The sequence below is a fragment of the Spirillospora sp. NPDC049652 genome, from assembly GCF_040675125.1.
GTDB lineage: Bacteria > Actinomycetota > Actinomycetes > Streptosporangiales > Streptosporangiaceae > Spirillospora.
Genome location: NZ_JBFAOF010000407.1, coordinates 1 through 6,044 on the forward strand (window position 1 = coordinate 1; position 6,044 = coordinate 6,044).

Annotated in this window: 5 protein-coding genes; 2 read left to right on the top strand and 3 right to left on the bottom strand. The window is 71.8% G+C overall.

Translation table 11 applies throughout. From position 1 onward, the window contains the following. Positions 1–139: 139 nt before the first annotated feature. Genes AB0J52_RS23540 through AB0J52_RS23550 form a run of 3 tightly spaced genes read right to left on the bottom strand, consistent with a single transcriptional unit; the run spans position 140 to position 3,569 of the window. Positions 140–1,054, bottom strand: a complete 915-nt coding sequence (locus tag AB0J52_RS23540; RefSeq protein WP_500184170.1) for an ABC transporter permease — start codon at positions 1,052–1,054, stop codon at positions 140–142. Further along, positions 1,047–1,976 (bottom strand): ABC transporter permease, encoded by a 930-nt coding sequence (locus AB0J52_RS23545; RefSeq protein WP_500184171.1) that lies wholly within the window; start codon positions 1,974–1,976, stop codon positions 1,047–1,049. The genes AB0J52_RS23540 and AB0J52_RS23545 overlap by 8 nt, the downstream gene beginning before the upstream one ends. Next, the gene (locus AB0J52_RS23550; RefSeq protein WP_500184172.1) at positions 1,977–3,569 is read right to left on the bottom strand and encodes a peptide ABC transporter substrate-binding protein; all 1,593 of its coding nucleotides are present in this window, start codon (positions 3,567–3,569) and stop codon (positions 1,977–1,979) included. A gap of 118 nt (positions 3,570–3,687) precedes the next feature. Here AB0J52_RS23550 and AB0J52_RS23555 point away from each other — a divergent pair, with 118 nt between their 5' ends. After that, a complete protein-coding gene (locus tag AB0J52_RS23555) occupies positions 3,688–5,034 on the top strand; it encodes a M20/M25/M40 family metallo-hydrolase (RefSeq protein WP_500184174.1) in 1,347 nt (448 codons plus the stop codon). A 108-nt stretch (positions 5,035–5,142) separates the two neighbouring features. Continuing rightward, positions 5,143–6,044 (top strand): hypothetical protein (locus tag AB0J52_RS23560; RefSeq protein WP_500184176.1); only part of this gene is annotated, 902 nt, incomplete at its 3' end.

Here is a 6,044-nt window from a genome sequence, read left to right on the forward strand (position 1 = left end):
AACGCGACCCGCAGGTCGCTCACCTCCAGCAGCGGCGGCTTCGCGCCGCCCTCCGCCGGGCCCGCCCCGGCCGGGTCCTCTCCCGCCCGGTTCTCCCCGGGCGGGGTCTCGCCGGGTGTCATGTCGGCCGATGTCATGATCACCGCAGTTTCGGGTCCAGGGCGTCGCGCACCGCGTCGCCGAGCAGCAGGAACGACAGCACCGTGGCGGACAGGAACAGCGCCGGGAAGACCAGCAGGTGCGGGTGGTCCACGACGTAGGACTGCGCCAGGTTCAGCTGCAGCCCCCAGGACACCTTCGGGTACTGGAGGCCGACGCCGAGGAAGTCGAGCGTCGCCTCGCCGGCGATGACGTTCCCGACGTTCAGCGTCGCCACCACGATCACCGGCGCGATCGCGTTGGGCAGCACGTGCCGGGCCATGATCCGCGCGTCGGACGCGCCGAGCAGCCGGGCCGCGCGCACGTAGTCGGCGTCCCGGACGGAGATCACCTGCCCGCGCATGATCCGGACCATGGTCGTCCAGCCGAGCAGCACCAGCACCAGCGTCATCGCGCCGACCCCGTGCCCGGGGAAGGCGACCAGCACGACGGTCGCGCCGAGGACGAAGGGCAGCCCGAAGAACACGTCGGTGAGCCGGGCGATCACCGCGTCCACCAGGCCGCCGTAGTAGCCCGACAGCAGCCCGAACACCAGGGCGATGAGCAGCGCGAACAGCGTCACGACCAGGCCGATCAGCAGGGTCGGCCGGGCGCCGTGCACGACGTGCGAGTAGTAGTCGCAGCCGGCCAGGTCGGTGCCGAACCAGTGCGCGCCCGACGGCCCGGCCTTGGCCAGGTTCGGGTCGCAGTCCTGGTTCACGCCGCGGTCGGTGAACAGGCGCGGGACGGCCGCCATCAGCGCGACCAGCACCAGCACCGCCGAGGCGGCCCAGAACAGGACGCGGTGGCGCAGGTCGTACCAGGCGTCCCGCCACAGCGACGCGGCGCGGCCCTCGACCAGCCCGCCCGCCTCGGCGACGGCCGCGCCGGTCTCCCCGGTCTGCACGTCAGTCATAGCGGATCCTCGGGTCGAGCAGGCCGTAGAGGAGGTCCACGGCGAGGTTCACCAGGATGAAGATGAGCACGAGCAGGGTGACCGCGCCGACGACGACGGGCCCCTCCTTGAGCTGGATGGACTGGAACACCTGCTGGCCGACGCCGGGCAGGTTGAAGATGCCCTCGGTGACGATCGCGCCGCCCATCAGCGCCCCGAAGTCCACGCCGAGGTAGGTGACGACGGGGATCAGCGAGTTGCGCAGCCCGTGCCGGACGACCACGCGGCTGCGGCTGAGCCCCTTCGCGCGGGCCGTCCGGACGTAGTCGGCGCGCAGGTTCTCGGCCAGGCTCGTCCGGGTGAGGCGGGCGACGTAGGACAGGCCGAACGAGCCGAGCACCATGCCGGGCAGCAGGTAGCTGTAGGGCCAGCCGTCGTCGGCGCCCGCCGACGGGAAGATCTTCCAGTGCACCCCGAACAGGATCTGCGCGGTGTAACCGACGACGAACACCGGGACGGCGATGAGCAGCGTCGTCCCGCCGAGCACGAGCGTGTCGGCGAGCTTGCCGCGGCGCAGGCCCGCCCACACGCCGAGCGCGATCCCGACGACCAGTTCGAAGACCCACGCGGTGACCGCGAGCTTCGCGGTCACCTGCCAGCGCCCGGTCAGCATCGCGCTGACCTTCTGGCCGTCGTAGTTCTCGCCCAGGTCGCCGTGCGCGAGCAGGCCCCACATGTACTTGCCGTACTGCTCCAGCAGCGGATCGTTCAGGTTGTAGCGTTCACGCAGCGTGTGCAGCACGGTGTCCGGGATCGGCTTGTCCCCGGCCATCGCCTGGATGGGGTCGCCCGGCAGGGCGAACACCAGCAGGTAGATCAGCAGGGTCGTGCCCAGGAAGACCGGGACCGCCTGGAGCAGGCGACGCAGCGCGTACCGCCACATCTACTTCTTCACCGTGACTTCGTCCACCAGCAGGCCGAGCGCGAACGGCGTGATCGTCACATTGTCGACCTTGCTGGACCGGCCGGCCTGCCCCGCCCAGGTCCACAGCGGGATCTGCGGCATCTCCTGGAGCGCGACGTCCTCGGCCTCGTTGTAGTCCTTGAGGGCCTCGTCCTGGTTGGGCGCGCCGTTCGCCTTGGTGATCAGCGAGTTGAACCGCGCGTTGTTCCAGCCCATCCGGTTGCCCGGCCCGTACATGTTCTCCAGGTAGTTCTGGGGGCTCGGGTAGTCGGCCTCCCAGTTCTGCCGGTACGGGCCCTTCTCCTGGTGCTTGCGCAGCATCCCGAAGTAGTCGGACGCGGGGATCTGCCGGAACTGCACGTCGGTGATGCCGAGGTTCTGCTTCAGCGAGTTCGCGACGATCTGCATCCACTGGTAGTACGTCGGCTGGGCGTTGGAGAAGTACAGCTCCAGCGTGCCCTTGAACCCGCCGGCCTCCTGGAACAGCTGCTTGGCCTTGGCCGGGTTGAACGTGCACAGCTCGCCGCAGGCGTTCGCGCGGTGCCCCTGGATCGCCGGCGGCAGGATCGCGTCGGCCACGATGTAGTCGCCGTTGTAGACCGCCTTGTTGATCCCCTGCCGGTCGATCGCCATCGAGATGGCCTGCCGGAACTTGGGGTTGGCGTAGCGCGAGTCCCACAGCGGGAAGGCGAGGTAGTCGATCGTGCTCTTCTTGTGCGCGATGAACCGGTCGCCGAGCAGCCGCTTGGCCTCGGGCACCTTCGCCGCGGGGATCGTCTGCAGGACGTCGATGCGCCCGGCGCGCAGGTCGGTGTAGGCGGTGTCGGCGCTGGAGTAGCTCTTCCAGGTGATGCCCTTGTTGTGCGGCTTGCGGGGGCCCTGGTAGCCCGCGAACGCCTTGGCCTTGACCTGGACGTTGTGCTGCCAGTTGCCGTCCATCTCGTACGGCCCGTTGCCGATCGGATGGTCGTCGTAGGCCTTCAGGTCCTTGAAGGCCGCCTTCGGCATCGGCGCGAACGCCGGGTAGGTCAGCAGGTAGGGGAACTGGCTGAACGGCGCGTCCAGCGTGACCTTGAGCGTCGTCTCGTCCACGGCCTGGACGCCGGACAGCTTGTCGGTCTTCGGCTTGGCCTTGGTGTCGGCCGGGTTCAGGTCGGCGTACCCCTGCAGGTGCTGGAAGTACTCGTTCGCCTGGGTGCCGTTCGGGCCGTAGGCCGCCCAGTTCCAGGCGTCGGCGAAGCTCGACGCGGTCACCGGCTCGCCGTTGTGGAACTTGCGCCCCGGCTGCAGCTTGATCGTCCAGGTCTTCTGGTCGGTGCTGTCGACCGACTGGGCGGCCAGCGGGTACGGCTTGCCGTCCTTGGTGAGGCCCTCGATGTTGTCGAACAGGTTCGTCACGACGTCGAAGGAGTAGCTGCTGGTGGTGTTCCCCGGCGTGAGGTGGTCGGGTTCGGAGTGCCCCATGGTGAAGGTCCCGTCACCCGACTTGCCGCCGCCACCGCAGGCTGCGGCGCCGGTCGTCACGGCGAGCAGCACCGCTGCGAACGCCGCCGTTCGTCCCAGGCCCGTCATGTGCCCCTCCCTCGCGCGTCGCGTTGCGGAAGCCTTCGTACCGTTGAAACGATCTTCGCGCTCCCGTCATGCGAGATTCGTCACCTATTCGAGATCACTTCATCGGAAGGAACCCCCTGTGTCAGGATCCGCAGCAGCCACGACCGCCTCACCCGGGTCCGCGCGGACCGCCGCGTCCGCCGAGGTCGCCGGCATCTGCTCCGAACTGATCCGGCTCGACACCACCAACCGGGGCGAGGGCGACGCCGAAGGGGAGCGCGCCGCCGCCGAGTACGTCGCCGGGCTGCTGGCGGACGCGGGAGCCGAGCCGGTCGTGGCGGAGTCCGCGCCGGGCCGGGCCAGCACTCTCGTCCGGATCGCCGGGACCGATCCGTCGCACCCGCCGTTCCTGGTCCACGGCCACCTGGACGTGGTGCCCGCCGAGGCGTCCGACTGGCGCGTCCACCCGTTCTCCGGCGAGGTCGAGGACGGGTGCGTCTGGGGCCGGGGCGCGGTCGACATGAAGGGCTCGCTCGCCATGACGCTGGCGGTCGTCCGGCAGCGCTTGCGCGAGGGCCGGCGGACGCGCGGCGACCTCGTGCTGGCGTTCCTGGCCGACGAGGAGTGCACTGGCGACTTCGGCTCCCGGTACGTGGTGGGCGAGCACGCGGACTGGTTCGACGGCGTCACCGAGGCGATCAGCGAGTCCGGCGGCTACAGCGTCACCGCGCCGACCGGCGCCCGGGTCTACCCGGTCGCGGTCGGCGAGCGGTCCACCGCGTGGATGCGGCTGACCGCGCGCGGAACCGCCGGGCACGGCTCCAAGCCCGCCCCGGACAACGCCGTCGCCGAGCTGTGCCACGCCGTCTCCCGGATCGCCTCCCACCAGTGGCCGGTGCGGCTCACCCCGGCCGTCCAGGCGCTGCTCACCGAACTGGGCGAGGTCCTCGGCGAGCCGATCGACCAGGACCGGCTGGACGCCGAGGCCGAGCGGCTCGGCCGGATCGGCGAGCTGTTCGCCGGGACGGTCCGCAACTCGGCGACCCCGACCCGGCTGGACGCGGGCTACAAGGTCAACGTCGTCCCCGGCTCGGCGTCGGCGCAGGTGGACGGCCGCTACCTGCCGGGCCTCGGCGAGGAGTTCCTGGCCACGATCGACCGGCTGCTCGGCCCCCGGGTGACCCGCGAGTTCGTCAACCACGAGCCGGCGCTGCCCGGCGACCCGTCCGGGCCGACCTTCACCGCCCTGTCCGACGCGCTGCGCGGCGAGGACGAGGCGGCCCGCCCGGTCCCGTACGTGATGGCGGGCGGGACGGACGCCAAGTCGTTCGCGCGCCTGGGAATCCGCAGCTTCGGTTTCGCGCCGCTGCTGCTGCCGCCCGACCTGGACTACTTCGCCATGTTCCACGGCGTGGACGAGCGCGTCCCGGTCGCCGGGCTGGAGTTCGGCACCCGCGTCCTGGACCGCTTCCTCGACACCCGCTGACCCGCCGCCCGCTGACCCGCCGCCCGAGGTCGACGGCCCCGAACAACCGTCCGGGCCGTCCCGCCGTCCCACCGGCGAAGATCTCCGCGGACCGGGTATCGAACAGGGGTGGACCTCACCAGCGCCGCGCGGCGGCTCTACGGCGTGGCTCCCGAGGAGTTCACCGCCACACGCCAGGAACTGGCGAAACTCGCCCGGCGGGACGGCGACACCGTGCTCGCCAAGCGCCTCGGGGCGCTGCGGCGTCCGACCGTGTCGGCGTGGGCGGTGAACCTGCTGTCCCGGGAGGCCGCGCCGGAACTGGAGATGCTCCTGGACACCGGGTCCGACCTGCGCGGGGCGTGGTCGCAGGGCCGTCCGATCAGCGGCCTGGAGCAGCGGCGCGGCGAGCTGGTCGACCTGCTGGTGCGGACCGCGCGCCGCCTGGCCGCCGAGGCCGGGCGGCCCCTGCGGGACCCGGCCGTCCGGGAGGTCGAGGACACCCTGCTCGCCGCGACCGTGGACCCGGACGCGGCGGAGGAGGTCCGGGCGGGCGCGCTGTCCCACCCGCTGAGCCACACCGGCTTCGTCCCCGCCGGGTTCGCCCCCGCACCCCCCACCAGCGAGGAACAGGCCCCACAACCCGCCAGAAAGCGCCCAGCAGCCCCGAAAACGACTCCGCACCGAAACCCCTCGGCCGCGCGGCGGAAGCCCCAGATCGAACCTCAGGCCGCCGATGGGCCGGCAGAGCGGGCCGAGCGCGAGCGGCGGCGGGCCGAGACGGCCAAGAAGGCGGAAGAGGCCGAACGGCGGGCGGTCAAGGCGGAGAGCGTCCTGGAAGCCCGGGAGGCGGAGGCCGACGAGGCCCGCCGGGAACTGAACGCGGTGGAGGCCGAGGCCCAGCGCCTGCGCGCCGAACTCGACGCCGCCGAGCACCGGGGCGAGCGCCTGCGGCGGCGCTTGGAGCGCGCGGAGCGGCGGCGGGCGCGGGCCGCCGAGGACGCCGCGAAGGCCCGGACGGCGGCCCGCCC

Bases quoted from the DNA above. Each gene is read 5' to 3' on its own strand.
- AB0J52_RS23540 (WP_500184170.1), bottom strand. From the start codon at position 1,054: ATGACTGACGTGCAGACCGGGGAGACCGGCGCGGCCGTCGCCGAGGCG.
- AB0J52_RS23545 (WP_500184171.1), bottom strand. From the start codon at position 1,976: ATGTGGCGGTACGCGCTGCGTCGCCTGCTCCAGGCGGTCCCGGTCTTC.
- AB0J52_RS23550 (WP_500184172.1), bottom strand. From the start codon at position 3,569: ATGACGGGCCTGGGACGAACGGCGGCGTTCGCAGCGGTGCTGCTCGCC.